Annotated in this window: 26 protein-coding genes; 5 read left to right on the plus strand and 21 right to left on the minus strand. The window is 69.7% G+C overall.

What is annotated here, in order from left to right; translation table 11 throughout:
- Positions 1 to 53: 53 nt before the first annotated feature.
- From HNQ61_RS00715 to HNQ61_RS00770, 12 genes are all read right to left on the minus strand, one after another.
- Positions 54 to 500, minus strand: a complete 447-nt coding sequence (locus tag HNQ61_RS00715) for a hypothetical protein (RefSeq protein ID WP_170030711.1) — start codon at positions 498 to 500, stop codon at positions 54 to 56.
- Positions 501 to 610: 110 nt separating this feature from the next.
- Complete coding sequence (locus HNQ61_RS00720; RefSeq protein ID WP_205761086.1) at positions 611 to 1,870, minus strand: winged helix DNA-binding domain-containing protein; 1,260 nt, start codon at positions 1,868 to 1,870, stop codon at positions 611 to 613.
- A gap of 497 nt (positions 1,871 to 2,367) precedes the next feature.
- Positions 2,368 to 3,444, minus strand: coding sequence for a CgeB family protein (locus HNQ61_RS00725; RefSeq protein WP_170030713.1), 1,077 nt, complete (start codon positions 3,442 to 3,444; stop codon positions 2,368 to 2,370).
- Positions 3,441 to 4,523, minus strand: coding sequence for a CgeB family protein (locus HNQ61_RS00730; protein ID WP_170030715.1), 1,083 nt, complete (start codon positions 4,521 to 4,523; stop codon positions 3,441 to 3,443). Before HNQ61_RS00730 ends, HNQ61_RS00725 begins: the two co-directional genes overlap by 4 nt.
- Positions 4,514 to 5,698 (minus strand): CgeB family protein, encoded by a 1,185-nt coding sequence (locus tag HNQ61_RS00735; RefSeq protein ID WP_170030717.1) that lies wholly within the window; start codon positions 5,696 to 5,698, stop codon positions 4,514 to 4,516. Before HNQ61_RS00735 ends, HNQ61_RS00730 begins: the two co-directional genes overlap by 10 nt.
- Positions 5,695 to 6,813, minus strand: a complete 1,119-nt coding sequence (locus HNQ61_RS00740) for a glycosyltransferase family 4 protein (RefSeq protein WP_170030719.1) — start codon at positions 6,811 to 6,813, stop codon at positions 5,695 to 5,697. The genes HNQ61_RS00735 and HNQ61_RS00740 overlap by 4 nt, the downstream gene beginning before the upstream one ends.
- Before the next feature lie 76 nt (positions 6,814 to 6,889).
- Positions 6,890 to 7,861: a Gfo/Idh/MocA family protein gene (locus HNQ61_RS00745; protein ID WP_420816084.1), complete on the minus strand. Its 972-nt coding sequence runs from the start codon at positions 7,859 to 7,861 to the stop codon at positions 6,890 to 6,892.
- 541 nt (positions 7,862 to 8,402) lie between these two features.
- On the minus strand, positions 8,403 to 9,428 hold the full coding sequence (locus tag HNQ61_RS00750) for an MDR/zinc-dependent alcohol dehydrogenase-like family protein (protein ID WP_205761088.1): 1,026 nt from the start codon (positions 9,426 to 9,428) through the stop codon (positions 8,403 to 8,405).
- 18 nt (positions 9,429 to 9,446) lie between these two features.
- Complete coding sequence (locus HNQ61_RS00755; RefSeq protein WP_205761089.1) at positions 9,447 to 10,526, minus strand: SDR family NAD(P)-dependent oxidoreductase; 1,080 nt, start codon at positions 10,524 to 10,526, stop codon at positions 9,447 to 9,449.
- Positions 10,527 to 10,537: 11 nt separating this feature from the next.
- Positions 10,538 to 11,662, minus strand: a complete 1,125-nt coding sequence (locus HNQ61_RS00760) for an NAD-dependent epimerase/dehydratase family protein (RefSeq protein ID WP_170030721.1) — start codon at positions 11,660 to 11,662, stop codon at positions 10,538 to 10,540.
- A 163-nt stretch (positions 11,663 to 11,825) separates the two neighbouring features.
- The gene (locus HNQ61_RS00765; RefSeq protein WP_170030723.1) at positions 11,826 to 12,107 is read right to left on the minus strand and encodes a hypothetical protein; all 282 of its coding nucleotides are present in this window, start codon (positions 12,105 to 12,107) and stop codon (positions 11,826 to 11,828) included.
- A gap of 428 nt (positions 12,108 to 12,535) precedes the next feature.
- Entirely contained in the window at positions 12,536 to 13,573 is a 1,038-nt protein-coding gene (locus HNQ61_RS00770; RefSeq protein ID WP_170030725.1) for a Leu/Phe/Val dehydrogenase, read from the minus strand.
- 139 nt (positions 13,574 to 13,712) lie between these two features.
- On the opposite strand from HNQ61_RS00770, the gene HNQ61_RS00775 reads away from it, so the two are divergent.
- Together HNQ61_RS00775 and HNQ61_RS00780 are read left to right on the plus strand one after the other, a co-directional pair.
- The gene (locus tag HNQ61_RS00775) at positions 13,713 to 14,084 is read left to right on the plus strand and encodes a DUF2513 domain-containing protein (RefSeq protein ID WP_170030727.1); all 372 of its coding nucleotides are present in this window, start codon (positions 13,713 to 13,715) and stop codon (positions 14,082 to 14,084) included.
- A gap of 40 nt (positions 14,085 to 14,124) precedes the next feature.
- On the plus strand, positions 14,125 to 14,853 hold the full coding sequence (locus tag HNQ61_RS00780; protein ID WP_170030729.1) for a GntR family transcriptional regulator: 729 nt from the start codon (positions 14,125 to 14,127) through the stop codon (positions 14,851 to 14,853).
- A gap of 8 nt (positions 14,854 to 14,861) precedes the next feature.
- Here the strand turns inward: HNQ61_RS00780 and HNQ61_RS00785 are convergent, their stop codons facing one another.
- Positions 14,862 to 15,479 carry a glycoside hydrolase family 16 protein gene (locus tag HNQ61_RS00785; RefSeq protein WP_170030731.1) on the minus strand — a complete coding sequence of 206 codons (618 nt, stop codon included), beginning with the start codon at positions 15,477 to 15,479 and terminating at the stop codon, positions 14,862 to 14,864.
- A 285-nt stretch (positions 15,480 to 15,764) separates the two neighbouring features.
- Here HNQ61_RS00785 and HNQ61_RS00790 point away from each other — a divergent pair, with 285 nt between their 5' ends.
- Genes HNQ61_RS00790 through HNQ61_RS00800 form a run of 3 tightly spaced genes read left to right on the plus strand, consistent with a single transcriptional unit; the run spans position 15,765 to position 18,081 of the window.
- Positions 15,765 to 16,160 (plus strand): GntR family transcriptional regulator, encoded by a 396-nt coding sequence (locus HNQ61_RS00790; protein ID WP_170030733.1) that lies wholly within the window; start codon positions 15,765 to 15,767, stop codon positions 16,158 to 16,160.
- On the plus strand, positions 16,157 to 17,086 hold the full coding sequence (locus HNQ61_RS00795; RefSeq protein ID WP_170030735.1) for an ABC transporter ATP-binding protein: 930 nt from the start codon (positions 16,157 to 16,159) through the stop codon (positions 17,084 to 17,086). The genes HNQ61_RS00790 and HNQ61_RS00795 overlap by 4 nt, the downstream gene beginning before the upstream one ends.
- The gene (locus HNQ61_RS00800; protein ID WP_170030737.1) at positions 17,083 to 18,081 is read left to right on the plus strand and encodes a hypothetical protein; all 999 of its coding nucleotides are present in this window, start codon (positions 17,083 to 17,085) and stop codon (positions 18,079 to 18,081) included. Before HNQ61_RS00795 ends, HNQ61_RS00800 begins: the two co-directional genes overlap by 4 nt.
- A gap of 103 nt (positions 18,082 to 18,184) precedes the next feature.
- Here the strand turns inward: HNQ61_RS00800 and HNQ61_RS28210 are convergent, their stop codons facing one another.
- The 8 genes from HNQ61_RS28210 to radC all read right to left on the minus strand — a co-directional run bounded on the left by HNQ61_RS28210 (position 18,185) and on the right by radC (position 26,609).
- Positions 18,185 to 18,781: an HD domain-containing protein gene (locus tag HNQ61_RS28210; protein WP_205761090.1), complete on the minus strand. Its 597-nt coding sequence runs from the start codon at positions 18,779 to 18,781 to the stop codon at positions 18,185 to 18,187.
- Positions 18,782 to 19,010: 229 nt separating this feature from the next.
- Positions 19,011 to 19,628 carry a single-stranded DNA-binding protein gene (locus HNQ61_RS00810; protein WP_170030739.1) on the minus strand — a complete coding sequence of 206 codons (618 nt, stop codon included), beginning with the start codon at positions 19,626 to 19,628 and terminating at the stop codon, positions 19,011 to 19,013.
- Between the two features lie 73 nt (positions 19,629 to 19,701).
- Positions 19,702 to 20,193 carry a ribosomal protein S18-alanine N-acetyltransferase gene (gene rimI / locus HNQ61_RS00815; RefSeq protein WP_170030741.1) on the minus strand — a complete coding sequence of 164 codons (492 nt, stop codon included), beginning with the start codon at positions 20,191 to 20,193 and terminating at the stop codon, positions 19,702 to 19,704.
- On the minus strand, positions 20,193 to 20,897 hold the full coding sequence (gene tsaB, locus HNQ61_RS00820) for a tRNA (adenosine(37)-N6)-threonylcarbamoyltransferase complex dimerization subunit type 1 TsaB (RefSeq protein ID WP_170030743.1): 705 nt from the start codon (positions 20,895 to 20,897) through the stop codon (positions 20,193 to 20,195). The genes rimI and tsaB overlap by 1 nt, the downstream gene beginning before the upstream one ends.
- Positions 20,894 to 21,361 (minus strand): tRNA (adenosine(37)-N6)-threonylcarbamoyltransferase complex ATPase subunit type 1 TsaE, encoded by a 468-nt coding sequence (tsaE, locus tag HNQ61_RS00825; protein WP_170030745.1) that lies wholly within the window; start codon positions 21,359 to 21,361, stop codon positions 20,894 to 20,896. Before tsaE ends, tsaB begins: the two co-directional genes overlap by 4 nt.
- Entirely contained in the window at positions 21,358 to 23,406 is a 2,049-nt protein-coding gene (uvrB, locus tag HNQ61_RS00830; protein ID WP_276510066.1) for an excinuclease ABC subunit UvrB, read from the minus strand. The genes tsaE and uvrB overlap by 4 nt, the downstream gene beginning before the upstream one ends.
- A 99-nt stretch (positions 23,407 to 23,505) precedes the next feature.
- Positions 23,506 to 25,731: a RelA/SpoT family protein gene (locus HNQ61_RS00835; protein WP_183685468.1), complete on the minus strand. Its 2,226-nt coding sequence runs from the start codon at positions 25,729 to 25,731 to the stop codon at positions 23,506 to 23,508.
- A gap of 119 nt (positions 25,732 to 25,850) precedes the next feature.
- Positions 25,851 to 26,609: a RadC family protein gene (gene radC, locus HNQ61_RS00840; RefSeq protein ID WP_170030751.1), complete on the minus strand. Its 759-nt coding sequence runs from the start codon at positions 26,607 to 26,609 to the stop codon at positions 25,851 to 25,853.
- Between the last annotated feature and the right edge of the window lie 187 nt (positions 26,610 to 26,796).

Genomic DNA, 26,796 nt, shown 5'->3' on the forward strand with positions numbered 1-26,796 from the left:
TGGATGGGAGCGTGGAGCGCCCGGGCGGCCCGGGCGCTCCCATGCGGTGTGGATCAGCCGGCCAGAACCTGCTGAACCGTCAGCGGATACGCCTCGTACAGCCCCTGGCTGCCGGGCTGCTGCGACAGGTCGTTGGCGGCGATGAAGGCGCCGAACGCCGTCGTGTTGTCGGCCACCGGCGTCACGGCCTTGCCGCCCACCACGAACTGCAGCAGCGCGTCAAAGATGTTTCCCACCTGCGCCACGAAGTCGCCGATGTACGCCTGAAAGCTGCCGTCGTATTCCGTGATCACGGCCAGCACGTACGGACCCTTGCCCGTAGGGCTGGGCTGCAGGTTGGGCGCCGAGGTGTCCATGATCAGAAAGCGGGCGTAGTGCACCGTCCCGATGGAGGTGAGCGCGGCCTGCAGCTGGGGCTGGAACCCCTCGAGCGCCTTGGCCACTTCCAGCGGATTGGTGCCCGGAATGAGCGGCATGAGCAGGGTAAGCGGATTCGCCATGACTTGTCCTGTAGAAGAGAGGTGCGCCGCGGACGCAGCGGACGGGATGAAGGTGGAGAGCGGGACTGCTACATCTCCGCGTGGCAAAGTACAATCCGGCCCGGCTTCCGTCAATCGATTTTCGTCCTGTAAAGGATGCGTACCGTTCCGATAAAACACCCCCGGACGGCCGCCGCCCGGGGGTGCTTCTGTCGATCAACCGCGTTCGATCCAGGTCTGCCCGCTCCGTTTGATGACGTCCGCCTCGCGCGTGGACTACGCGAACCGCACCTCGTGCCGGGCGGCATCCGCGGCGGCGAAGCGGACCAGGCGCTCGCCTTCTTCCTCCAGCGCGCGCCGGTCCGCGGGGGCGAGCGCCACGAAAGGGTTGATGACCAGCACAGCCGTGTTGCGCTTCTTTTCGATCGTCCACAACCCCGCACGAAGCCGTCTACGAGGATGCTCGCGCGGATGATGCCGTTGACGCTGAAAACCCGCGCGCGGTCCTCCTCGGAGATGATGCGCGTGCGGTCCGCGTGGGATAGCAGAACGTTGTCGAAGTCGGGAAGAAAGCGCACCGGCGCCGGCGTGTCCGCGTCCGGCCGCGGTGCGTCCGGCAGATCGAAGAGTTCGGTCCCGTTCTCGTCGCGAAATGAGACGAGCCGCGGCCGCAGCCGGTCCATCACCACGTTGAGGCGCTTGAGGCCGCACCAGTGCTGCGCGTCGCGCACACTCGCCGGGCCGAACGCGGCCAGGTAGCGCATCACCATGTTGTCCGGCGCGGTCTCCGCGGCGAGTGGCTGGCCAAGCCAGTGTTCCGCCGTGGTGTGCGCCGCGGGCCCGCTCTCGCCCCAGATGCCGCGCGGAGGCACCTGCACCAGCGGCAGGATCGTGCGCGCCATCCCCACCAGCGCGGTGCGGTCGGCGGCGGGCCATCGCTGGGACAGCAGTGGGCCCAGTTCCGCCCAGGTGCGCGGCGCCTCTTCCACCAGCGCGCGGGCGGCGACGGCGAGCGCGTCCACGTCCACGCCTTGCAATCCCTTGCGGTACACGGTCTTTCCCCAGCGCAGCAGTTCCGCGTGCAGCACGGGGCGAAGGCGCAGGGCGTCGCGGGCGGTGACCAGAAAGATCGTGGAGCGCATCAGCGCGATCCGCACGGCCTTGCGCTCGCGCACCAGCGTGGCGAGATCGTCGATGGCGAATCCATCCAGCCGCGTCCACAGGCCCAGGTATGGCGGATTGGGTGCCTGCGCCTGCATCCCCACCACGTGCTCCAGCGCGTCCGCCGCGGACAATTCCGCGCGCCGCAGCAGCATCTGCCGCGCCAGCAGCGCCCGGTTGAGCGCGCGAGTGGAGAGGACTTCACCGCTGGATGAGGAACGAGGTGGCATGGACGGTCGAGGTCGGGGATAGGATGATGAGGAGGGTCGGCGGTCAGCGACTGGCGGCCGGATCGGCGGATCGGCGGATCGGCGGATCGGCGGATCGGCGGATCGGCGGATCGGCGGATCGGCGGATCGATGGATCGATGGATCAGGGTCAGCGACCGGCGCAGAGTTGGGACGCGGCGGACGGACGACCCCGTGCCCGGCGGCGAGGTTCGGCCCGGCGGTTGAAACCGCACCTCGAAAGACACGAAGCCCGCCTGCGCGGGCTGCGGCGGAGACCCCGGCCCATTCCGCAGATCTTCTCTTGCTCCCCTCTCCGTGCGTCAGTTTGCACGGGGAGGGGCCGGGGGAGGGGCCCCCAAGCCCGGCCACAAGAGGCACGTCCGAAGCACGCCGACATTCAGAGACGCCGGCCTGATCCAAAGCGGATCAGGCCGGCGTCATCTCCATCCATCATCATCGCGAGCGCGACGATTATCCACCCCGACGATGGGGTGCGATCACGCGCTGGCGACGACCGTTCCGACGAGCGCTTCCAGCTCTTCCGCGCGATGGGCGGCCGTGTGCTCCGCGACGATGCGCGCGCGCGCGGCAAGGCCGATGGCGCGCCGGTCATCCTCGTGCGTGTCGCGAATGATGTGGATCACCTCCTCCGTCGTCTCCGGAAGCAGGATCTCCGACCCGGGCGTAAAGAAGTGGTCGATGCCGGGCCAGCGGTCGCTGATCATGGCCGCGCCGCAGGCGGCCGCCTCGAACAGGCGGACGGAGGGCGACCAGCCGGCCGCCACCATGTCCGCGCGCGTCGCGTTCAGCTGCCAGCGCGCGCTGCTGTAGAACTGCGGATGCAGCGCCGGCGGCAGGTGCGGGTTGTGGAGCACGTTCTCCGGCCACTCCAGGTCGTCGGGATACTGCGGGCCGGCCACGTAGAACTTGCGATCCGGCATCCGCCGCGCGGGCTCCACCAGAAAGCGGTCGATCAGCGGCTGGCGGTCCGGCGCGTACGTGCCCATGTACGCCAGGTCGCACACCAGGTACGGATCGATCTCCGTCGGCCGGTACCGATCCACATCCACCGAGCAGTACAGCGGCCGGGCCTCGCGCGCGCCCAGTTCGCGCTCAATCACGTCCTGCAGAAACGGCCCGCCGGTGAACGACAGGTAGCGGGTGAAGAGCGGGACCTGGTCCGGCCGCAGGTACTCGGTGCCGCCGCGCCGCAGCGCCGCCACCGTCACCGGCGTGTCGATGTCGTAAAAGAACAGGGGATCCACCCCGGCCCCGGCCAGCGCGTCGATGACCCGCGGACCGTCCTTGACGTACGAGCCCACGATCACGGCGTCCGCCTCGCGTGCCTCGGCCACGGCGGACGCGGCCACGTCATCCCACTCCGCGTACAGCTTGAGCCGCGCGAAGCCGGGATGCGGCAGGTCGCGGTTGCCGCGGTACCAGGGCGCGTCCCACTCGTAGAACACGATTTCGTGCCCGCGCTCCGCAAAGGCGCGCAGCAGGGCGCGGTACGTGGTGGCGTGGCCGTTTCCCCAGCTGGAGGAAATCGTCAGGCCGAAGACGACGAGCTTCATACGGCGCTCTCCACCGGCGCGCGCAGGATCGCGTCCATCTGCCGCGCGCGCTGCGTGTAGGTGTGGTCCGCCAGCGCCCGCCGCCGCCCCGCCTGCCCGATGCGGCGCGCGTCCTCATCCCCCGTTTCGCGGACGATGCGGGCCACGTCCTCCGCCTTTGCCGCCACCAGGATCTCCTCGCCGGGGGCGAAGAAATCCTCGATCCCCATCCACTCGTCCGTAACCTGGCAGCTGGCCGCGCCCGCCGCCTCGAACATGCGGGTGGCGGGGCTCCAGCCGTTCTGCACCATGCTGTCGCGGTGGATGTTGAGCACCAGCCGCGCGGAGGCGTTCACCGCGTTGTGCCGCGCCGTGGGCACGTGCCCCAGCGAGGTGACGTTCGCGGGCATGTCGCTCTTCCATCCCCACCCCTCGCCGCCGAGCAGGAACCTGTGCTCGGGGCACAGCCGCGCGGCGCGGAAAAAAAACTCCTCCACGCGGGCTTCGCGGTCCGGCAGCCGGTTGCCCATGAACAGCAGGTCGTACTCGATGGGCACGCCTTTCACCGGCCGGTGCTCGTCCGGATCCAGCGCGTTGTAGATGGGCGTGCACACCCTGGCGCCCCACCGCTCGTACTCCGCCACGACCGGCGGACCGCCACCGTAGGTAAAGATGTGGTCGTAGCGCGGAATGCAGGCGCGCGCGGGATCGTTCTCGTCCGCGGCGATGCGGCCGAGCGTGGCGGGCGCGTCCACGTCCAGAAACGCCGTCATCACCGATCCGCCGGCACGCGCGGCGACGGCTTCCTCCAGCTCCGTGTCCCACACGCCCACGCCGCTGCACTTGATGACCCAGTCGCTTTCCGCGAACGCCTGCTCCATCAGCGCGTCGCGCTCCGCCTCGGTCGTGTAGACGATGACGCGGGCATAGTGCGGATCTTCGGCCAGGTCGCGGTTCTTCTGCCGGTCGTAGGCGTCCGGCTCGCAGAAGGTGACCTGGTGCCCCAGGGCGTGCAGAGCGCGGATCAGCCCGCGGTAGTAGGTGGCCGCGCCGTTCCAGTAGCAGGACACGAGCGAGGAACCAAAGAACGTCAGGTGCATGCCGCCTCCGAAGCCGTTTCGCCGGCCGTAAGGCCGTCCCTATTCCCTATTCCCCATTCCCTATTCCCTGCCCCACCCGCCGCGCCGAGCTCATCCACGATCCCCAGCAGCTGCGCCGCGCGGTGCTCGCACGTGTGCCGCGCCAGAATCGTCTCCAGCCCGCGCTCCGCCTGCCGCATCCGTGCGTCCTCATCCGTCGCCAGCCGGTGCAGCGCCTCCGCCATCGCGTTGGGCGAATCGACCGAAACGTAGTCGCCGGGGCGAAACAGTCCCTCCGAATCCAGCCATGGCGCGGACACCAGCGGAATGCCGCAGGCCAGCGCCTCGAACACGCGGATCGTGGGAATCCCGCGCAGCGCATCCACGTACGCGCGCCGGGGCACGTGCAGCGTCACGCGGCTGCGCGAGAAGACTTCGGGGACGCGCAGCGACGGAGCCCATCCGCGGAACTCCACCCCCGCTTCCGCCAGTTCCGCCAGCGCGTACTCCGGATAGCGGACACCGTGGGCAATCCACTTCAGCTCCGGAAAGCGCTTCGCGGCGCCCAGCCAGTAGTCGCGCAGCTCCTGCGTGCGCTCCTCGTCGCCCCAGTTGCCGATCCACGCCACGTCCTGCGTTTTTTCCACGTCCAGCGGGCGAAAGCGGATGTGGTCCGCCGCCTCGTGAAACGTCCACGCGCGCTCGACGGAAAAGCGGTCGCGGTAGATGTCCGTCAGCACGTCGCCGAACGCCAGCACGCCGTCGTACGCGGCCAAGTCGAAGCGGGCGATGGCCTCCGGCTGGCTCCACGGACGGTGGTGCGTGTCGTGAAAGAGGGCGATGCCCCCCGCCGCGTGCACCGCCGCCGGAATCGCGTTCACCACGTGCGGATCGTTCCACTCGTGGACGAGCACGACGTCCGCGCCGCGCACCGCCTCGGCCAGATCGCCGGACAGTGACGCCGACGCGGGATCGAATGAGCGGACCTCGATTTCCGGATACGCGCGGGCGAAATCCACGATGGCGCCCACGCCGTAGTCGCGCAGCAGGTTCTCCACCGACCACGCGCCGCGCGGCTCGTAGCTGACCACCTCGTGGCCGCCGCGGGCCAGCGCGCTCATCAATCCGCGGACGAAGTGCGCGTTGCCGTGGTTCCAGTCGCTGACCGCGCTGTGAACGAAAAAGACGAATTTCATGACGATGTAGCGAGCCGGTTCACGCCGCGCCGGCGGGCCGCCGGGCCGCGCAGCAGCTGCTGGTAAAGTTCGATGTAGTCGGCCGCCATGCGGGTTGCCGTGTAGCGCCGCTCCGCCCGCTTGCGCGCCGCCCCCGCGCACCGCGCCCGCCGCGCGGGATCGTCGGCCAAGGCGCGCAGCGTCCGCGCCAGCGCCTCCGCGTCGCCCGGCGGAAAGAACTCCGCGCAGCCGTCCCACAGTTCGCGAAAGGTACCGATGTCGCTGAGGACGAGCGCGCATCCGTGCAGCGCGGCTTCCAGCGGCGCCAGGCCGAACGGCTCGTAGCGGCTGGGGGCGCAGTAGATGGCGGCGCGGCGCATCCAGTCATCCACCTGCGCCCGCTCCACCCGCCCGTGCGCCGTCACGTACTTCGGATGATACGCCTCGCCGTGCGGCGCCTCCGGCTCGCCGATGACGTGGATTTCCGGCGCGTCGTCCCCCAGCAGACGGGCGGCCTCGTCCAGCACGTCCACGCCCTTGCCGCGGTCCCACACGCGCCCCACGCTCAGGACCATGGATCCTTCGCGCGGCGCCGGCTCGCCGGCGGTCAGGTGGGTGCCGTTGTGAATGACGCGGGTGACGGGGACGCCGTAGTGCCGCGTCACCATCTCCGCCTGATAGACGGTGGGCGTCACCAGCGCGTCCGCGGCGGCCATCCCGGCGCGCATCCACTCGCCGTAGCCCTTCCACTCCTCCGCCGGGGCATCGACCCCCAGCACGTGCGTCCACCAGCTCAGCACGTCGCTGTGAACCACCACCAGCACCGGCGCGGGAAAGTCGTGCACGGCGTAGGCGATCTGGTTGAGGTGGACGATGTCCGCGCTCCACACCTCCGCCAGTCCGCGCAGCCACTCGCCCGCCGCCTCCACGTCGCCCGCCGCGTCGGCCATCCACTCCAGCCGGTACTGCCGCCAGACGACCTGCACCCCGGCGGGGAGCACCGCCAGCCGCTCGTCGCGCGGCTCGCCGATGACGGCCACCAGCACCTCGTGCCCCGCCGCGTCCAGTTCGCGCGCCAGGGTGACGGTGTAATCCCAGACCCCTCCGACAGTGTCGGTGCTGAGCAGGATCTTCATGAACTCCCTTGGACGCGGATCGCGCGGGGGGCAGACGCCCTCCCGCGCACGGCAGACGAGGGACGCACCCGATCCGTCATCGGCCGTAGATGCGGTCCAGCACGCCGGCTACGTCGATCAGCCGCTCGGCGGACGGATCGAAGCGCTCGCCCTCGCCCAGCCGGCGCGCCCAGTCCGCCGCCGCGCGCCCGCCCCACTCGTCCGGCGGCGTCGCCAGCGTCTCGCGCGAGGTGCCGCGATAGGCTTCGGCGGTGAAGTCGTAGAACGAGCCGCCGACATTCCTGAGCGCCGCGCCGCCGCTGGTTCCGTAGAACGACGCGCCGATCACCGCGTCCTGCCCGGCGGACACCTTCCACGAGCAGGCCAACTGCACCGCCGTCCCGCCTTCCAGCGTGATGAGAGCGGATGCGTAGTCCTCGCACCGGTCCGGCGCGGCGGCCAGCGGCTCGCCCCCGGCGAACAGCCGCGCGCTCACGTCCGTGGCGGCGGGAAAGCCCAGCGTCCACATCGCCAGATCGACCAGGTGTACGCCCAGGTCCATCACGCAGCCGCCGCCGGAAAGCGCGGGGTCATAGAACCAGGGCTTGTCGGGCCCGTACGCGTTGTGAAAGACGAGGTCTACGGCGTAGATGCGTCCCAGGTCGCCGCGCTCTACGCGCTCGCGGATGGCGCGCATTCCCTCCGTAAAACGGTAGGACAGGTCGACTTCGAGCAGGCGGTCCGCCGTGCGCGCGGCATCGACCACGGCGCGCACTTCATCCGCGGTGCGGCCCAGCGGCTTCTGGCAGAAGACGGCGGTGCCGCTCTGCAGTGCGCGGATGCTCTGCTCGGCGTGCATGGCGCTGGGCGTGGCGATGACGATGCCGTCCAGCCCCAGCGCGAGCAGCCCGTCCAAGCCGTCCACCACCTGCGCGTCCGGCGCCGTCTGCTTCGCCGCGGCGATCATCTCCTGTGACGTGTCGGCAATGGCGGCGACCGTACCGAAGCCGCCGTTTACGATGGCCTCCATGCGGTGCCGCCCGATCCAGCCCACGCCCAGGAAACCCAGTGCGGGAGTGCGAACGGGCGAACGGGCGAACGCGGGCTCGGGGCCCGGGCCGGTCGCGGTCGCGGATGAGGTCAGGACGTCGCTCACGGGCTCTCCACAGGATCTACAAAGCTGAGAAAAAAACGGGCGCACCCGTTTTGTCGTTCGACCAATTCCATCACCAGCGAAGCCGGCCGATCCCGTTTCGGCCGGCACGGGCGGATTCTCCGTCCGTTCGGGCAGGAATCCGCGGCAGGCGAAACCGCCGTCAGAGCGGGTGAGGAATCCGGGACCGGCGGCGCCCGCCGTCGAGAGCGAATAAATCCGCCGCTCAAACAGCGGGAACCCCCGACACCGGCCGCTACCGCGTCCGGTTCGGGGCTTCAACCGATTTCGGAACGCGCACCCATCTGGTGTGTGCCCCCTCTCCCACATCTGTTCGTGGGAGAGGGTCGTCGTGCGCAGCACGCGGGGTGAGGGCCCCAGCCGGCGGCCGCGCCACCCTCCGCAGCCCACGCCTCATCTACCCCCACTCGCACTCACGCACTCACGCACCCAGCACTCACGCACTGCGCGCCGCACCGTCCGTCATCACCAAGGCCTTCAAAAACCCGTCCGGCCTGTCCCGCGTGGCGTTCAGCGCGTCGTCCAACCCGTCCAGCGGGAAGCGGTGCGTGTACAGCGGCGTGGGGTCCAGCCGCCCGCTGGCGACCGCCTCCACCGCCATGCGGATCCCCTCGATGTACACCTCGGGGTCGCGCTCGTGGGCGTTGATCACGTCCAGCCCGCGCCAGTTCCACATCTGCATGTTCACCTGCCGCGGGCCGTCCTGGTGGTAGCCCGCGATGATCAGCCGGCCCCGCTCCTTCGTCAGTTCCCCGGCCAGGTCCAGCGGCCACTGCTTGCCCACCGCCTCGATCACCCGGTCCGCCATCACCCCGCCCGTGAGTTCCTTGACGCGGTGGATGATCGCGTGGTGGTCGTCCATGGGGATGACCTCCTGCGCGCCCATCTGCCTGGCCACGTCCAGCGAGAACGGGCGGCGGCTGATGGCGATGACCCGTGCGCCGGCGTCCACGGCCAGCCGCGTGAGCAGCGCGCCCAGAAAGCCGATCCCCACGATCGCGACGGTCTGCCCCGCCTGGATGTCGCTGCGGCGAAAGATGTTCATGGCGCAGCCCAGCGGCTCGCCGGGAAACGGCTGCCCCGCCAGCGAGTCCGGCAGCTTCACGGTCGCGCTGGCGTCGGCGATGTCGTACTCGGCGTAGGCGTGATACGAGAGGGCTGCCACGCGGTCGCCCACGGCGAAGCCCGTCACGTCCGCGCCCACCGCGTCGATCACGCCCCATCCCTCGTGCCCCAGCCCGCCCGGCTCCGTGGGATACGTCATCCACGAAGCGCCGGCCCACGGCGTGAGGTTGCTGGCGCACACGCCGCACCCTTCCAGCCGGATGCGCACCTGCGCGGGCCCCGGCTCCGGAAGCGCGGCGGCCTCCACGGCGGTGGCGCCCGGCGCGGTCAGGCGGGCGGCGCGCATCTCTCCGGCGGCCACGGCGGTCACGTCCGTCGTTTCATCAATCAGCGTCATCAGATCCAGATCGTCGGTTCAGCGGCCCGCGGCAAGCACGGGCTCGTGCATCGGTTCATCCATCCCCACCGGCATTTCCAGGTTGGCCTCGTGCAGCCAGCCCACCAGCTTCTCCAGCCCGGCCTTCCACGACGTGCGCGGCTTCCACCCCAGCACGCGCTCCATCTTGGCGCTGTCGGAGACGTAGATGCGCTGGTCGCCCGGCCGCCAGTCCGCCGTATGCACGGGCACGGTGCGGCCGGTGATTTCCGACAGGCGCTCGATGACGCCGCGCACGGTGACCGCGTTGGCCGCCCCACCGCCCACGTTGAACACCTGCCCCGAAACCGAGTGGATCTTCCCCACGGCGAGGCGCATGGCCTCCACCAGGTCGTCGATCCACAGAACGTCGCGCACCTGGCAGCCGTCGCCGTACACGGTGATGGGCTCGCGGCCGTACAGCGCGCGGCCGAAGTGCGCCACCCATCCCTGGTCCTCGGTGCCGAACTGGCGCGTTCCGTAGATGCAGCTCATCCGGAAGACAATCGTCGGCAGGCCGTAGATGCGGGCGTAGTCGTGCACGTACTGGTCTGCCGCGCCCTTGCTGCAGCCGTAGGGCGAGTGAAAGTCCAGCGGCGTGGCCTCCGTCACCCCGGCGCGCCCGTCGGCGTAGCGGTAGGCGTCGCCCGCCAGCTCCACCTTCACGTCATCCATCCCCCCGTACACCTTGTTGGTGCTGGTAAAGAGGATGGTGGGCGGGTTGGGCATGGTGCGGGCAGCCTCCAGCACGTTGAAGGTGCCGATCACGTTGGTCTGCAGGTCCGTGGCCGGATCCTCCAGCGACGTGGTGACCGCCACCTGCGCGGCCAGATGGAACACCTGCCGGCTCTGGCGCACCAGCGGGGTGATGCGCGCGGCGTCGCTCACGTCCACCTGCTCGATGCGCACCCGGTCGCCGTGGTTGGCCTGCAGCCACGCCGCGTTCCGGCGCACGCCCGCGCGCGCGAAGTTGTCGGCCACGATCACCCGCTGGCCGTCGCGCAGCAGGGTGTCGGCCAGGTTGCTGCCCACGAACCCCGCGCCGCCCGTAATCAGGACATGGTCGCGCGTACCCATCATCGTCCTCTCCGTCACAGCGTAAGTCCGCGGGCGGCCAGCTCGGCCGCATGCGCTTCCACCCCGTCCTTCGGGCGATCCTGCTCCTGCAGCCACGCCACCAGTTCCTGCATCCCCTGCTCGAAGGTCACGCGCGGCTCGTAGCCCAGCACTTCGCGCGCGAGGGAGATGTCGCTGAAGCAGTGGCGGATGTCGCCCACGCGGTACTTGTCCACGATCTGCGCCTCCAGCTCCGTCCCCAGCACCGAGGCCAGGATGGACGCCACCTCGTTCACGGTCACCGCCCGGCCGGAGCCCACGTTGAACGCCTTGCCCGCGGCCGCTTCCTCCTCGGCCGACAGCAGCAGCGCCTGCACGATGTCGTACACGCTCACGAAGTCGCGCTTCTGCCCGCCGTCCTCGAATACCAGCGGCGGCTGCCCGTTCAGCAGGCGGCTGCTGAAGATGGCCGCCACCCCGGTGTACGGGTTGCTGAGCGACTGCCGGGGTCCGTAGATGTTGAAGAAGCGGAGCGCCACCGCGGGGATGTCGTACGCGGCGCCGATCTGCAGGACCATCTTTTCCTGGTCGGCCTTGGTGAGCGCGTAGATGCTGGTGGGGTCCAGCGGCTTGCTTTCGTCCGTGGGCACGGGCGCGAGCACGGCGCCGTCCACGTCGCGCGGCTCCCACTCGTGGGCGCGCAGGCGGTCCAGCGTGCGCAGCGTGGCGCGCGGCTCGCCGCCGTCCGGGCGGGCGTAGCGGCCCTCGCCGTAGATGCTCATGGACGAGGCGACCACCACCTTCTGCACGTCGCCCCGGTCGTCCACCAGGCTCTGCAGCAGGTGCGCGGTGCCCAGCGTGTTGACCGCGGTGTAGTCGGCGATCTGGTACATGCTCTGCCCCACGCCCACCGCCGCGGCCAGATGGTACACGACGTCGATGTCCCGCAGGCTGTCGCGCACGCCGTCGGCGTCGCGCATGTCGCCCAGGACGAACTCGGCGTCCGCCGGAACCCACTGGGGCTTGCGCCGCTCGGGGTGAACCTGCGGGTCGAGGTTGTCAAAGATGCGCACCCGGTCGCCGCGCTGCAGCAGCGCGTCCACCAGGTGGCTTCCCACGAACCCCGCCCCTCCCGTCACCAGCACTCTCCGAGCCGACACGCACCACCTCCGTTTGCCGTGTATCCCCACGCCCGGCCGTCCCTTGCGGCCCTCCCGCGCTTCCCGCTTCCGGCCGCTTCCGCGCCGGGCCCCGCAAGCAGCACGGGGGACCGATGCCGATCCCCCGACGTGCCTTTCCGCTACCCGCCCGCCGGCGTGCGGCTCACGCCGCCTCGTCCATGCCCAGGCGCCGCGCGTACGCGTGCTCCCACTGCTCCATGCGGCCGTTCACCTCTTCCGCCGGAACGCCGGCCACCAGCCGCTGCGCCAGGCGCACGCCCAGGCGGCGCTCCTGAACGCGAAGGTACTCGTCGGCGCGGCCGTGCTCCAGATGCGCGGCCGCTTCCATTTCGAGCGCGAAGGCCAGCTTGTCGAGGTCGGTAAAGATTCGGCCGCGGAGGTCGATTGCTTCGGGAGTGTCGCTGGAACCGGGCTGGCTGAGCATTCGTGGCTTTTACGGACGGCGGGTGTTGGTTTGGCCTCACCCCGGAATGCCATGGATGCAGCCGCCACATGGCGGGCATTTTCGGCAATCGTATGTAGATCTTTTAGCAATCATCATGCCCGGAGATGGACAGAGAGGCTAAGTACAGCAGGTGAGTAGCTTTGGGAGAAAAATCCGGGCGCTTTGGCAAGAAGAATGAACAGAGTGAAACAGTGGCTTTGAATTCGGCGACGCTGCTCCATGTCACGCTTTCGTCCCGGATTGTACTACGCGGAACATGCCGCGGGCCGGGTCCCAACCGAGCCCCGGCGAATGGCTTCAACGGATTGGCTGTCAATGCTTTGCACAACCAGAGCAGGGCGGAGGTTCGCCGCGCCCGTGCCGGGAGGGGACATGGAAGGGGAGGTCGGGCTGAGGCGCGACGGCGGTCAGGGGAGCGGCCCAGCGGCGGACGCGATGCGCTCTTCCGCGAGCTGGCCGGCCGCCTGGTGCGGCGGGATCCCGGCCTGCGCGGCGCGGCGCAGCACGCGGGTGGCTGTGTCAAAGATCGCCTCCACGCGCGCGGCCGCCTCCCGCGCCGGGCGGCCACGCAGTTCGTGCACGCCGGTGATGACTCCGCCCGCGTTGGCCACGTAGTCGGGGACGTACAGGATTCCCCTTTCCGCCAGCCGCGCCCCGTCTTCCGGCTCGCGAAGCTGATTGTTGGCGCCGCCCGCCACGATGCCGGCGCGCAGTTCGGGGATGCTCGCCTCGTTCAGCACGCCGCCCAGCGCGCACGGGGCGAACACGTCCGCATCGATGGCGTGGATCACATCGGGAGTCACCACTTCCGCGCCCAGTTCCGCCGCGACGGCATCGGCCCGCGCCGCGTCCACATCCGCGACTGCGACCTCAGCGCCCGCCCGCCGCAGCTCGGAAACGAGGCTGCGCCCCACGCCGCCGCACCCCTGCACCGCCACCCGCAGCCCGCGCACGCCTTCCGCGCCGGAACGGTGTTGGACCGCGGCTTCGATCGCGCGGAACACGCCACGCGCCGTACGCGGGGACGGATCGCCGGAGCGCGCGGAGAGGCCGACGACGTGCGCCGTCTCCTCTCCAATGAAATCCATGTCGCCCGCGCGCGTGCCCACGTCGTCCGCCGTCACGTACGCGCCGCCCAGCGCCTGCACCGCCCGGCCGTGCGCGCGGAAGAGCGCGGCGCGGTCCTCGATCCGCTCGGGCGCAAGGATCACCGATTTGCCGCCACCGGCGTCCAATCCCGCCAGCGCGCTCTTGTACGTCATCCCGCGCGACAGGCGCAACACGTCGTGCAGCGCGTCACCGGTGGAGGCGTACCGCCACAGGCGCGTGCCGCCGACCGCGGGGCCCAGGACGGTGCTGTGCAGCGCGATCAGCGCGTGGTACGCGCCATCGCGCGCCTCCACCACGCGCTCCCATCCCGCGACCTGGATCTCTCGCAACCGCATAGATTTCTCCTGAACCCGTTCTTGCAATCGGGAAGGCAGACGCCCACTCCGGTTGTCGAAGAGCTTGCGCAGTCAGCAGTTTGCGATCTGAACAGGTAGCGTTCCGCTGACGGCAGACCTCACCTAAGCCTAAAGATCAATGCGCAGAGATCTTGATCTCATCAGAAACCTGATGGTCCAGATGGAAGCTCATCCGGGAACTGAGCTACGGGATTTTACAGCGGTACCCCCCGACGGGGTATCCCAAGAGGTGCTAGACGCTCACCTCCGCTTGATCATCGAGTCAGAGTTGGTCACAGGGAAACCACTCGAAACCAACAGCGGCCTCTATGGTGTGTTCCTATTCCGAATCACCAGTAAGGGGCACGACTTTCTAGAACTCGCGCGCAACGATACCAATTGGTCGCGCGCCGTGAAGGAACTCAAGACCAAGGCACTTCCCGCAACGGTCGGCTTGGTGATGGACCTTTTGAAGAAGTCCGCGCTGAACGCGATTGGGCTTAGTGGCTGAGTTCACTGTGAACTTCGTTCTTCTCTCCGATGTGGAAGCGATGACTGATTCCATTGAGCGCGGCGGCCGGTCCGCGCACGTATACGATGGCCTGCGCGACCTGATCGTGCGCGGCGGGCTGGCGCCGGGCGCGCGCGTGGTGGAGCAGGAGGTTGCGGCGCGGATGGGCGTGGGGCGCACGCCGGTGCGCGAAGCGCTTCAGCTTCTGCTCACGGAAGGCTATCTGGTCGCCTCGGAGGGCGGGCGCCGGCAGCTTGCCGTCGCCCCGCTGCGCGACGAGGACGTGGAAGAGCTGTTCGGGTTGATCGCCGACCTGGAAGCCGCCGCCGTGCGCAAGATCAGCGAACTGGATGAGACGAGCCGGGCCACCCTGGCCGCCTCGCTGGGAGACGCCAACGACCTCTTTGGATCGACGGTGGCGCAGGTGCCGCTGGACCTGGACGGCGCGTACGAAACACACAAGGCGTTTCACGCCACGCTGACAGATTCACTCGCAGGGCCGCGGCTGGCGTGGCTGCTGGGGATGGTTCGCCCGCAGGTGGGGCGATACGAGTACGTGTACGGCGCGCTGCTGGAGGGCGCGCTGGGCGTGGCCACGAACGAACACGAGGACATCGTCGCCGCCGTGCGAGAGGGGGATGCCGTCCGCGTGGAGGCCGCCCTCCGCCACAACTGGCGGAACGCGAGCAGCCGCCTGCGCGGCGCCATCCGCCGGGTGCCGTCCGCTCCCGAAGCGGACACGGACGCGACTTCTCCCCCGGACGCCTGACGCGCGGCTCAGGACTCCGCGCGGATGCGGCGGATCACGAGCGCCCGCGGCTCGTGGAGCACGGGGCGCGTCATCCACCGGGGCCACCACGCGTTCGCCATCACGTACATCGGCTGATGCGGAACGCCGTCCGTCCACCGCTGCATCTCCTCGCCATCTACGGCGAAGCGCACCTCGCCGGGGCGCCACTCGATGCGGTACTCGTGATGGTCCGCGGCGGGATCGAAGGCAAGCGGCAGCGTGGCGGTGTGCGTCTGGACGCCGGCCACCCAAGTGGTGAACATCACCGTCCGGCCGCCGTCGTTGGGGATCTCGATGTCCAGCTCGTCCGACTCGTCGCTGCCGCCCTGGTAGAGAAAGAGGGCGGAGATGGAGCCGGGTGCCAGCGGTGTCCGCATCCGTGCGCTGTAAGTGCCATACCCGAAGCGCTCCGCCGACCGAAGTTCCCCGCCGTCACGCGCGCCCGGTGCGAGGACGAGCGACACCCCGCCGTCGCCGGTCCGCACGTTGTCCGCCCGCACCGAGCCACTGCCCAGCGGGTGCGTGTCCAGCCTCCAGCGTGCCGCATCCAGCGCATCGCCGCCCGTCACCCCGCCGAAATCGTCGTCGAACCCGCGATCATTCATCCGCAGCCCCATCCCGTTCCCGTCATCCACCGAATCGTACGACGTCCCGCTCGCAATCCGCGCTCCCGGCGGGGAGCGAAGGTGATCGCGATCGAGTGAAAAGACAAAGCCACCCCGGTCGTCTGCGCGGCTTTCCATGATCCATCACCCAATGGCCTCGAAAAGCGGCATCGATCCAGGTTTGGCGTGGACCAATGCTGATCACCATCGACAGCATCCTTGACGAAACCGGTGCACCTCACTAGTGTATTAGTTAACCAGTACACTGGATCACAAGGAACCCGCGTGCAGATCTCCATCAACACGGCCGATCCCCGGCCGATCTACGTTCAGATCATGGACGAAGTGCGGCGCGCCATCGTTCTGGGATCGCTGCGGCCCGAAGATCCGCTTCCCTCCGTCCGCCACCTTTCCTCCGATCTCCGCGTGAACCCGAACACCGTCGCGCAGGCCTACCGCGAACTGGAGCGGGCGGGCACCGTCTACGTGCGCCGGGGCCAGGGCACCTTTGTGGCCCAGACCGGCGCGGGAGAGGCCGAACGCCGCGACATGGTGCGCGGCGTGGCGGAAAGGGCGCTGGTAGAGGCGCACCGCAGCGGCGTCAGCGCCCAAGAACTGATCGAGGCCATCCGCGAAGCAGCGGCATCGCGCGAACTTCCCACCCTGGCAGGCCAGTCATGAGCACTCCCCTTCCCACCCGCCTGGACGGCGTGCCGCTGGCCGTCCGTACGCAGAACCTGACCAAGCGGTTCGGGCGCCAGACCGCGCTGGACGACGTGAGCCTGCAGGTGCCCGAGGGCGCCGTGTACGTGCTCATTGGCCCCAACGGCGCGGGAAAGAGCACCACCCTGAAGGTGCTGCTGGACCTGGTGCGCGCGGACAGCGGCACGGCGGAGGTGTGCGGCGTGGACCCGCGCACCCGCGGCCCGGAGGCGCGCGCGCAGACCGGCTACGTCCCCGAGCGCCTGGACTGGGGATACGGCTGGATGCGCGTGGGCCGGCTGCTGGAGCACCACGCCGCCTACTTTCCCGCCTGGGACCGCGAGTACGCCGCGCGGCTGGGGCGGATCTTCGGGATCGAGCCGGAGCGGAGGATGGGCACGCTCTCCAAGGGCCAGAGCCGGCGCGTGCACCTGATCATGGCGCTGGCCCACCGGCCGCCCGTGCTGGTTCTGGACGAGCCCACGGACGGGCTGGATCCCGTGATGCTGGATGAAGCGCTGGGGCTGCTGGCCGAGCACGTGGCGGACACACCGACCACCGTCCTCGTTTCCACCCACCAGGTGCACGACGTGGAGCGCCTGGCCGACCACGTGGGGGTGATGCGCGACGGCCGGCTGGTGCTTCAGGCCCCGCGCGACGTGCTGCACCGCGACCTGCGCCGCTACCGCGCCGAAGTGCCGGAGGGCTGGGCGGGCGCGCCGGAGCTGAACGGGGCCGTGCTGCGCCGCGGTGCACTCGGGCGCGAGATCCAGTGGACCATCTGGGGCGGGGAGCGCGACGTCGCGCAGCGGCTGGCACGCGCGGGCGCCGTGGTGCGCGACGCCGCCCCGCTCACCCTGCAGGAAGCCGCCATCACCCTTCTCAGCCGCAAGGACCAGCCATGACCGCCACCCTCGTTGACCGTCCGCCCACCGCTCCGGAAACGACCGCCTCGGCGCCGCACCCCCGGCCGCGGTGGACCGGCGTGGCGCGCGAGCAGCTGCTCACCGTGCTGGGCGCCCTGCGCTGGCAGACCATCCTGGGCGCGGCGGCGCTGGCGGCGCTCACCCTGATGTGGGTGGTGAGCCGCATCAGCTCGCCCAGCCGGCCGGAGACCGTGCAGTTCGCGGAGCTGATGATTCCCCTAGCAATGATCGCGCTCTTCACCCCGGCGGAGGTGTGGCGGGGCGAGCAGCCGTCGCGGCGCGGGTACTTCTGGGCCATGCCGGTGGACCGCACGCGCCACACCCTGCTGCGCGTGCTGGGCGGATGGGCGTGGCTGATGGCCGCCGTCGCGGTGTTCCTGCTCTGGATCGCGGCCGCGTCGTGGGCCACCGGCGGCAGCTTCAGCCTGGGAGATGTGCCTCTGTCGCCTTCCGGCACCGCCCAGCAGACCGCGGCGGAGTACGCCATTCACGCGCCCGTTCCGGCGTGGCGATGGCTCGTCCCCTTTGCCGCCACCACGACGCTGTACCTCCTGGGGAGCATCATCCCGCTCGCCAGCAACTATCCCTGGCGCTGGTACGGGGGCATCGCGCTGGCTTCGCTGCTCGTCGCGGCCCTGGGCGCGGACTGGAGCGAGCGGGCGCTGCACCTGCTGGTGCCCGGTCCGTTCGGGCTCGAGACGCTGCTGACCGGCGGCGGGCAGGCGTTCGTGGAAGGCTCCGTACCAGGGCAGGTGCGCGCCGTGCCGTACGCGGCCACGCCGGGAGGCTGGCTCTCCGCCACGGCGCTGTGGATGGGGATCGGCTTGATCGGCGTATTCATCGCCCCGCCGCCACCGCGACAGCTGACGCGGCTGGATCACGCGATCGGTCCCGGCGCCGCTCCCTGCCGGCCCGCTGTGGATGACGACAAGCCCGCGCCTGGATCGCTCCAGGCGCGGGCTTCTGCTCTGTGATACGGGTCAGCGGTGGATCGCGATCAGGTGGATGGCGGTCAGGTGGATGGCGGTCAGAGCTTCCGGCGCGGGACCGGATGCTCCGACGACGCGCGGGCGTCGGCTACTGAACGTTGTCAGCGGGCCGGAACGGTCCGTGAACGCGCGCCACCTCGGCGTGTGCCTCGTCGAACAGCGCTTCGAGCACGGGGCTGGCGCCGCGGCAGGCGGACACGATGCGGAGCGCGCCTTCCGCGTAGGCGCGGCACTTCTCCGGTGGCCAGCCGGTTGGAGGGTCGACCGCGAGCGAGCGCAGGTTCGAGGTCTGGTCGGCGATCTTGCCCCGCTTGACTGCGTCCGGCTTGCTGCGGATGCGCTCCGCCTGCAGGGTTTTGCGCTCCAGCAGCGGCATCCCCGCGAATTCGGGCGGGTCCGTCATGCCGTCGACGATGGCCGCCACTTCCGGACCGAAACGCTCCCGGATCTCGGCGAGGGTCACGCTGGAATCCTCCACCACGTCGTGCAGCCGCCCGGCCGCGCGCTCGCTGTCGGAGGCACCGGCGAGCGCCATCAGCGCGGCGACTTCCTCGAAGTGCGCAGTCACAGGGATGGAGCGGCGGCCGGACCGCATCTGGCCGGCGCACGCAGCGGCTGCAAACGCCGCGGCCTCAGCCTCGAGCGGGCCGACCGGGGCGCGGACGGCGGGTGTGGAAGAATCCATAGGTTGGACATGCCGAGTAGAGATTCGCGGAAATCCGGATCTCGATATCCGGAACGTCGCTTTACAGGTGCTGCCCGCGCGCGGGCGGGCGAAACCACGCGTTCAGCCGATCAACATCAGGAAAAGCGGGCAGGGGAGCCGAAGCACCCCTGCCCGCTTTCATCGTAGAGCCCCGCCAGGTCTGCGGGTCGCGCTCGCGAACAGATGAACGCGGGGCGAGGCACGCACGCTAGAACGGCAGATCGTCGTCGTCCTCGAAGGGCGGAGACTGGAAGTCGTCGTAGTTGCTTCCACCACCGCCCGCGCCGCCGCGACCGCCGCCGGCCGGCGCGCCGCCCCCGGAGCGCGGAGCAGCGCCGCCGCCACCGCCGCCGCGGGGCGCACCACCACCACCCCCGCCGCCGCCCCCGCCGCCGCCCCCGTAGCCGCCGCCACCTCCACCACCGCCGTAGCCGCCCCGGCCGCCGCCACCACCCCCGCCGGAGTAGCCGCCGCCGTCCTCGTCACCGCCACGGCCGCCGCCGAGCAGAAGCACTTCGCGGGCGCGGATCTCCGTCGTGAACTTGGTGACGCCGTCCTTGTCCTCGTACTGCCGATACTCGATTTCACCCTCGACATAGATGCGGTCGCCCTTCTTGACGTACCGCTCGATGATGTCGACAAGCTTTTCCCACGCCACGATGCGGTGCCACTCGGTCTTTTCCTGCGCTTGGCCGTCCCGGCCGTTCCACTTGCGCGTGGTGGCGACCGAAAACTGCGCCACTCGGGCACCGCTGGGGATGGACCGGATTTCGGGGTCCTGCCCCACGTTGCCGATGATCATGGCCTTGTTCAGGCTGCGAGCCACAGCTCCTCCTCAGACTTTGAAAGGTAACGCAGTGGACAACAGGCGCCTATGATAGGCCGCGCCCGTGACGGTGTCAAGGAAATGATTGGATCTGGAGACGCATAACAAGCGCGTCTTCCTTGGGAAGCGAGTAATACGAACGTCTTCTTCCCACAACGGCGAAACCACGGTGGCGGTAAATGGATTGCGCGGAGTGGTTGGTTTCACGTACTTCCAGAAAGATTTCCCGTCCGCCACGCGCCCGCACGTGCTCCACCACCGCGTCCACCAGCGCGCCGCCCACCCCCGTTCCCCGGGCGATGGGGTCCACCGCCACGTTGCCCAGTTCCGCCTGGTCGATGACCGTCCACGCCGCCGCGTAGCCCAGCACCCCGCGCTCGTCCTCCGCCACCAGCACGTCGGTGTCCGTGCGCTTGATCAGACCGCGAAAGGTGCTTTCCTTCCACGGCGTGGAAAACGACTGGTTTTCGATCTCCAGAACCCGCGGCAGGTCGGCTTCGCGAATGGGGCGGATTCCGTACGGCGCCGTGGCGGCCCCGGGGAGTTCGGCGAGCGGCGTGGACATCAGCCCGTCTTTGCGGCCGCCATGCGCTCGGCGCCCGCCGCGCGCACGTACTCCGGCTCCCACGCCGCCGCGTCCGCGATGCGGCCGCTCTCGGGCGCGTGCCGCGCGAGCCAGAGCAGCCCCGCGGCCAGCGACGCGTCGTCCCCCAGCACCGCGTCCGGGCCGAACGCCGCGCGCAGGTCGTCCGCGTACAGCACGGAGCCCTCGCCGCAGAAGCGGACGGGACCGTCGCCCAGCCGCGTACGCAGTTCATCCACCCGCAGCGCGTCCACCGGCAGCACCTCGTCCACCGCGCCGTCCTCGCCGAAGCGCCAGGCACCCGCGAACACCTCGCGGTTGCGCGCGTCGAACAGCGCGCAGACTGTCTGGCCGGGCACTCCCTGCGCCGCCGCGGCCGCCATCAGCCCGGACCAGGCGAAGAGCGGCACGCCGAGGGCGTGCACCATCCCCTTTGCCGTCGCCGCCGCGATCCGCAGCCCGGTGAACGACCCCGGCCCGCCGCCCACGGCGATGGCGCCGATCTGCACCGGCGCGATCCCCGCGGCGCGCAGGACGGCATCCACCGCCGGCAGCAGCGCGGAAGAGGCGTTGGACGCCGCGGCCACCGTCTGCTCCGCCACGATCCGGCCGTCCATCCACAGCGCCACGTACGCCGCGCGCGTGGAACTGTCCAGCGCCAGCAGCGGCCCGTCCGTCGCGCTCATCGGTCCTCCATCGGCGGCAGCGGCGGCGGGTCACCCACGGCGCGCGCGGCGACGGCGCGGACGGCGGGATCGGCCTCCTCCGTCAACTCGATCTCCCAGCGGATGGGAGGCAGAAGCCGCTCCGCGCGCTCCGGCCACTCGATCAGCACCAGGTCCCCCGCTCCGCCCAGCTCCGCCCATCCCAGTTCCCACACTTCTTCCTCGTCTTCCAGCCGGTACAGGTCCAGGTGCCAGAGCACCCCGCCGGCGGGAAGGTCATAGCGGAACAGCAGGTTGTAGGTGGGCGAAGGCACGTCGCCCTCCACCCCGGCTCCGTGCGCGATGGCGCGGGCCAGCGTGCTCTTTCCCGCCCCCAGATCCCCGCGCAGGCAGAGGACGAGCGGGGTGCGCGCCTCCGCGCCGATCCGCCCGCCCCACGACTGGAGAGCCTGCTCCGACAGCACCGCCCGCATGGAATCCGTCACCGCGCGCCCGAAACGGAGCGGCGCTGCGCGGGCTTGGCGCCGTCCATCTCCGCCTTGAGTTCCAGGTACTGGTCGCGCAGCACCGCCGCGCGCTCAAAGTCCAGCTGGGCGGCCGCGTCGCGCATCTGGTTCTCGATCTCCTTGAGCATCTCCTCCGGCGTGCGCGTGCCGAAGTCCACCGACGCCTCGCGCAGGCGGTCCGCGCCGGTGCGCTTGTCCGCCTCCACCTTGGGCGTGCGCGCGTCCGCCACCCGCGTGCTGGACTCGATCTCGTCCACCGACTTCAGAATCGTCTGGGGGATGATGCCGTGGTCCGTGTTGTACTTGACCTGCAGCTCGCGGCGGCGCTCCGTCTCCTCCATCATCCGCTTCATGCTGCCGGTGATGCGGTCCGCGTACAGAATCGCCGTCCCCTCGGAGTTGCGCGCCGCGCGCCCCACCGTCTGGATGAGCGAGCTGCTGCTGCGGAGGAAGCCTTCCTTGTCCGCGTCCAGGATCGCCACCAGCGACACCTCCGGCAGGTCCAGCCCTTCGCGCAGCAGGTTGATGCCGATCAGCACGTCGAACTTGCCCAGGCGCAGGTCGCGCAGGATCTCCACCCGCTCCAGCGTCTGGATGTCGCTGTGCAGGTAGCGCACGCGCACCCCGGCCTGCTGCAGAAAGTCCGTCAGGTCTTCCGACATCCGCTTGGTGAGCGTGGTCACCAGCACCCGCTCGTTCTTGCCGGCGCGATCGCGGATCTCGTGCAGCAGGTCGTCCACCTGCCCCTTCACCGGGCGGATGATCACCACCGGGTCCACCAGCCCCGTGGGGCGGATGATCTGCTCCACCACGACCCCGCCGCTGCGCCCCAGCTCGTACTCGCCCGGCGTGGCGGACACGAAGATCGCCTTGGGAACCAGCTCCTCCCACTCCTCAAAGCGAAGCGGGCGGTTGTCCAGCGCCGAGGGCAGGCGGAAGCCGTGGTCCACCAGGGTGAGCTTGCGCGCCCGGTCGCCGTTGAACATCCCGCCGATCTGCGGCACGCTCACGTGGCTTTCGTCCACCACGACCAGAAAGTCTTCCGGAAAGTAGTCGAACAGGCAGGCGGGCCGGTCGCCCTCGTTGCGCCCCGCGATGTGGCGGGAATAGTTCTCGATGCCGGAGCAGGTGCCGATCTCCAGCATCATCTCGATGTCGAAGTTGGTGCGGCTTTCCAGCCGCTGCGCCTCCAGCAGCTTGCCCTGCCCCAGCATTTCCTTGAGCCGCCCGTCCAGCTCGCGGCGAATGCGGTCCACCGCCTTTTCCAGCTTGGGCCGCGCGGTGACGAAGTGCGTCGCCGGGTAGATGGCGGCGCGGTCCATGGTCTGAATGGTGTCGCCGGTGAGCGGATCGAAGCGCGAAATTCGCTCGATGTCGTCGCCCCACAGCTCGATGCGCACGCCCTGCTCCTCGTACGCGGGATACACCTCCACCGTGTCGCCGCGCACGCGGAAGTTGCCGCGCTCAAAGGCGGCGTCGTTGCGCTTGTACTGGATGGCCACCAGCCCCTCCAGGATCCGCTTGCGGCTGATCTCCTGCCCCACGGACAGCACCAGCATCTGCGACCGGTACTCCTGCGGGTCGCCCAGGCCGTAGATGCACGAAACGGAGGAGACGATGATGACGTCTTCGCGCTCCATCAGCGACGAGGTGGCGCGCAGCCGCAGCCGCTCGATGTCCTCGTTGATGGAGCTGTCCTTTTCGATGTACGTGTCCGTGCTGGGGACGTACGCCTCGGGCTGGTAGTAGTCGTAGTAGCTGATGAAGTACTCGACCGCGTTCTTCGGAAAGAAGTTCTTGATTTCTCCGTACAGCTGCGCGGCCAGCGTCTTGTTGTGGCTCATCACCAGCGCGGGCTTGCCGTGCTCCGCGATCACGTGCGCGATCGACAGCGTCTTGCCCGTGCCGGTGGCGCCCAGCAGCGTCTGGTACTTGTCCCCGCGCCGCAGCCCCGCCGACAGCTCGGTGATGGCCTTGGGCTGGTCGCCCGCGGGGGAAAAGGGAGAAACCAGTTCAAACGGCATGGGCAATCCTCGTCATCTCAGGGGGTCGGCGCGGGCCGCGCGCGGCACCCCGTGGTACACCGAACAGAAACCGCAGTTCACGCCATGGACGGAGCGCGGTCAGTTCTCCGCCGCTTCCAGCTCCGGCTGCTCGCGCCGCTCCACGCGCACCACGCCCTTTACCTTCTTGATGGCGTTCAGCACGCGGTTCAGGTGCGCCAGGTTCTCCACCTCCACCACGAAGTCGCCGCGCATTCCGTGCTGGTCGGCGTTGATGTCGGCGCTCTTGATGTTGGTGTTGGTCGCGCTGATGGCGGACGCGATGTCGGCGAACAGCCCGCGCCGGTCGCTTCCCTCCATGGCCAGGCGGACCAGGAAGCGGTCCGTTCCGTCGCCGTCCCAGTCGATTTCCACCCGCCGCTCCGGATGCCCCTGCAGCTGCAGGATGTTGGGGCAGTCGATGCGGTGAATGCTCACGCCCCGTCCGCGCGTCACGTACCCCACCACCTTGTCGCCGGGCACGGGCTGGCAGCACTGGGAGTAGCGCACCATCAGGTTGCTCATCCCCTGAATGCGCACCGCCGCGTTGGGCTCGCGCCGCACGCGCGACACCAGTCGCTCGAACGCGCTGGGCGCCTTCTGCTGCTCCTCCGCCGTTTCCGGCCACAGCGCGCGCATGACGGCGCTGGGGCCCAGGTCGCCCCGGCCCAGCGCGGCGAACAGGTGGTCGGCGTCCGGCTGGTCCAGCGTGCGCGCGGCAACGGAAAAGCGATCGTCCGACACCTTGTCGCGCCGCGCCTTGCGGATCTCCCGCTCAATGAACTCGCGCCCCAGCCGAACCGAGTCGCCGAACTCCTCTTCCTTGATCCACTGGCGGATCTTGTTGCGCGCCCGCGCCGTCTTGACGAACGCCAGCCAGTCGCGCGACGGGCGCTGCTTGGCATCCGTCATCACCTCTACCTGGTCGCCGTTCTTGAGCTCCCGGGTAATGGGGGTGATGCGGCCGTTGACCCGCGCGCCCGCGCAGTGCAGCCCCACCTCGGTGTGCACCGCGAAGGCGAAGTCGATGGGCGTGGCCCCCTTGGGCAGCTGCTTGACGTCGCCCATGGGGGTAAAGACGAAGATCTCGTCCTGGAACAGGTCGATCCGCAGGAATTCCATGAATTCCTCCGGCTCGCGCGTTTCCTGCTGCCACTCCAGCACCTGGCGAAACCAGGTCAGCGTTTCGTCGACGTCGTCGCCGCGCGGCCCGCCGTCGCGATCCTTGTACTTCCAGTGCGCCGCGATGCCGTACTCGGCGGTGCGGTGCATGTCGCGCGTGCGGATCTGGATTTCGTACAGCCGCCCACCCGGCCCGAAGATGGTGGTGTGCAGCGACTGGTACATGTTGCTCTTGGGCGTCGCGATGTAATCGTGAAACCGCTCCGTCAGCGGCGTCCAGCGATTGTGAATCACGCCCAGCGCGTGGTAGCAGTCGGCGATCGTGTCCACGATCACCCGCACCGCCATCAGGTCGTAGATCTCGTCGTAGTTCTTTTCCCGGTGAACCATCTTGCGGTAGATGGACCACAGGTGCTTGGGGCGGCCGGTGACGTCGCAGTTGATTCCCGATTCCTGCAGCTCCGCGCTCAGCGGCGCGCGCAGGTTCTCGATCCACTCCTCGCGCTCGCGGCGCTTTTCCGAAACCTTGCGGGCCAGCTCTCGGTAGGGCTCCGGCTCCAGGTACTTGAAGCACAGATCCTCCAGCTCCCACTTGAGCGCGGCCACCCCCAGGCGGTGGGCAAGCGGGGCGTAGATGTCGCGCGTTTCCAGCGCGATGCGGTGCTGCTTCTCCTCCCGCAGGTAGTCCAGCGTCCGCATGTTGTGCAGGCGGTCCGCCAGCTTGATCAGGATCACCCGGGCGTCCTGCGCCATGCTCAGCAGCAGCTTGCGGAAGTTCTCCACCTGCTGCTCGGTGCTGGTGCGGAACTGCACCTTGGCGATCTTGGTGAGCCCGTCCACCACCGTGGCCACCTCGGGGCCGAACGCGGCGCGCACGTCGTCCAGCGTGGCGGAGGTGTCCTCCACCACGTCGTGAATCAGCCCGCCCGCGATGGTGGCCGAGTCCAGGTGCAGGTCCGCCAGAATGCGCGCCACCTCGATGCAGTGGACGATGTAGTCCTCGCCCGAGTGGCGCTTCTGCCCGGCGTGCGCGACCGAACTGAACTCGTACGCGCGCGAGATCAGGTCCAGGTCCAGCCGGTCGGCGTACGGCTCCACCGCCGAAAACAGCTCCGGCGGAAGGGTGCCGCGGGCGTGCTCCAGCGCCTGTTCGGCGGCGGGGAGCAGGGGGGCCGGCGACGCCATCAGCCGCTCGCCTCCGGCAGGGGGCGCGCGGGGCGCGGCGGACGGGTACACGGGGCAGAGCGTCTCATGTCCGGAATCTAAGCATTCCGTGCGCGGAGAACACCCCTGCCCGCCCGGTGCTACAGCAGCGCCAGCAGCCCCTCTTCGGTGAACGAGAAGTAGCTGGCCTCCCCCACGATGATGTGGTCCTGCAGGGGGATGCCCATGGTGCGCCCCGCGCCCACCACCCGCCGGGTGATTTCGCGGTCTTCGGGGGACGGGGTGGGCACGCCGGTGGGATGGTTGTGCACCAGCACCACCTTGGCCGCGCTTTCGGCCAGCGCGGGGCGAAACACGTCGCGGGGGTGGATCTGCACCCCGTCCACGGTGCCGCGCGCCACCACCACGTCGCGCAGCAGGTCGTTGACGGGGTTCAGCAGCAGCACGTGCAGCTCCTCCTGGTGCAGGTCGCGCATCACCAGCCGCATGCGCTCGTACACGTCGCGGGCGGTGCGCAGCCGCTCACGGTCGGGGAGCGCTTCTTCCGACACGCGGCGCCCCAGCTCCAGCGCGGCCTTGACCTTGGCCGCCTTGGCCGGGCCGATGCCGGCCACCTCGCACAGCGCGGAGAGCGGCGCCGCGACAATGCGGCGCAGCGATTCGTCGCCGGAGGGGGCGGCAAAGGCGGTGAGCAGCGCCCCCGCCAGGTCCATGGCCGAGCGCGCCGGCCGCCCGCCCCCCGCCGCAGACCCCGTCTCGATGATGAGCGCCAGCAGCTCGCGGGCGGACAGCGCGCGGGGACCCAGCTCCAGCATGCGCTCGCGGGGCCGTTCCTGGTTGGGCCACTTCTTGATGGCGTACGGGCTGAAGCGGGGCGGCGGGCAGGGACGCGGGCTCATGGGCGGCACTCCGGCAGCGGGGCGGTGCGCGGGCCGCGGGGCACCCGCCCCGCACACCCGAAACATTTCCGAAAGATAACTCTACCCGCCGTCCAGATCCAGCATCTTTCCACGCCACCCGCCGCACACATCGCACGCGGGCCCGGACGAAAACGGCGCCCCGGAACAGATGCTCCGGGGCGCCGTT

The organism is Longimicrobium terrae, from assembly GCF_014202995.1.
Classification (GTDB): Bacteria; Gemmatimonadota; Gemmatimonadetes; order Longimicrobiales; family Longimicrobiaceae; genus Longimicrobium; species Longimicrobium terrae.

Coding starts and splice junctions, on each gene's coding strand:
- HNQ61_RS00715 (WP_170030711.1), bottom strand. CDS start 500: ATGGCGAATCCGCTTACCCTGCTCATGCCGCTCATTCCGGGCACCAAT.
- HNQ61_RS00720 (WP_205761086.1), bottom strand. CDS start 1,870: ATGCCACCTCGTTCCTCATCCAGCGGTGAAGTCCTCTCCACTCGCGCG.
- HNQ61_RS00725 (WP_170030713.1), bottom strand. CDS start 3,444: ATGAAGCTCGTCGTCTTCGGCCTGACGATTTCCTCCAGCTGGGGAAAC.
- HNQ61_RS00730 (WP_170030715.1), bottom strand. CDS start 4,523: ATGCACCTGACGTTCTTTGGTTCCTCGCTCGTGTCCTGCTACTGGAAC.
- HNQ61_RS00735 (WP_170030717.1), bottom strand. CDS start 5,698: ATGAAATTCGTCTTTTTCGTTCACAGCGCGGTCAGCGACTGGAACCAC.
- HNQ61_RS00740 (WP_170030719.1), bottom strand. CDS start 6,813: ATGAAGATCCTGCTCAGCACCGACACTGTCGGAGGGGTCTGGGATTAC.
- HNQ61_RS00750 (WP_205761088.1), bottom strand. CDS start 9,428: ATGACGCTGATTGATGAAACGACGGACGTGACCGCCGTGGCCGCCGGA.
- HNQ61_RS00755 (WP_205761089.1), bottom strand. CDS start 10,526: ATGATGGGTACGCGCGACCATGTCCTGATTACGGGCGGCGCGGGGTTC.
- HNQ61_RS00765 (WP_170030723.1), bottom strand. CDS start 12,107: ATGCTCAGCCAGCCCGGTTCCAGCGACACTCCCGAAGCAATCGACCTC.
- HNQ61_RS00770 (WP_170030725.1), bottom strand. CDS start 13,573: ATGCGGTTGCGAGAGATCCAGGTCGCGGGATGGGAGCGCGTGGTGGAG.
- HNQ61_RS00775 (WP_170030727.1), top strand. CDS start 13,713: ATGCGCAGAGATCTTGATCTCATCAGAAACCTGATGGTCCAGATGGAA.
- HNQ61_RS00780 (WP_170030729.1), top strand. CDS start 14,125: ATGACTGATTCCATTGAGCGCGGCGGCCGGTCCGCGCACGTATACGAT.
- HNQ61_RS00785 (WP_170030731.1), bottom strand. CDS start 15,479: ATGAATGATCGCGGGTTCGACGACGATTTCGGCGGGGTGACGGGCGGC.
- HNQ61_RS00795 (WP_170030735.1), top strand. CDS start 16,157: ATGAGCACTCCCCTTCCCACCCGCCTGGACGGCGTGCCGCTGGCCGTC.
- HNQ61_RS00800 (WP_170030737.1), top strand. CDS start 17,083: ATGACCGCCACCCTCGTTGACCGTCCGCCCACCGCTCCGGAAACGACC.
- HNQ61_RS28210 (WP_205761090.1), bottom strand. CDS start 18,781: ATGGATTCTTCCACACCCGCCGTCCGCGCCCCGGTCGGCCCGCTCGAG.
- rimI (WP_170030741.1), bottom strand. CDS start 20,193: ATGTCCACGCCGCTCGCCGAACTCCCCGGGGCCGCCACGGCGCCGTAC.
- tsaB (WP_170030743.1), bottom strand. CDS start 20,897: ATGAGCGCGACGGACGGGCCGCTGCTGGCGCTGGACAGTTCCACGCGC.
- uvrB (WP_276510066.1), bottom strand. CDS start 23,406: ATGCCGTTTGAACTGGTTTCTCCCTTTTCCCCCGCGGGCGACCAGCCC.
- HNQ61_RS00835 (WP_183685468.1), bottom strand. CDS start 25,731: ATGGCGTCGCCGGCCCCCCTGCTCCCCGCCGCCGAACAGGCGCTGGAG.
- radC (WP_170030751.1), bottom strand. CDS start 26,609: ATGAGCCCGCGTCCCTGCCCGCCGCCCCGCTTCAGCCCGTACGCCATC.